Below are 260 nucleotides of genomic sequence, written 5' to 3'. Positions count from 1 at the left end.
GATGTAATCGGATCAACTATCCAGTTGATGTCGCAATGGCTTGCTCAAGCCTTGCATTATGATTGATGTGTTTAACCGCCGTCACCGATTGTATCTCGAGAAGCTGGTCTTTCTGCTGATAACGTCGGGCTGAACAAGCTTGATGGATATTGGCAATGAGAGTGATCAAGTGTCTTAAGGGCATTTGGTGGATGCCTTGGCATGCACAGGCGATGAAGGACGTGATACGCTGCGATAAGCGTCGGGGAGGTGCGAATACC

The 260-nt window shown here is 48.8% G+C and carries 1 rRNA gene; it reads left to right on the top strand.

The window, feature by feature from the left end:
* Nucleotides 1-163: 163 nt before the first annotated feature.
* Nucleotides 164-260 (top strand): 23S ribosomal RNA (locus ACS5UA_RS22945); the annotation flags it as partial.

Origin of the sequence: Brucella sp. RRSP16 (assembly GCF_052246815.1) — a bacterium.
GTDB classification, from domain to species: domain Bacteria; phylum Pseudomonadota; class Alphaproteobacteria; order Rhizobiales; family Rhizobiaceae; genus Brucella; species Brucella intermedia.
The sequence above is the reverse complement of the archived record's forward strand: the minus strand, read 5'-3'. Positions and strand labels throughout refer to the sequence as shown.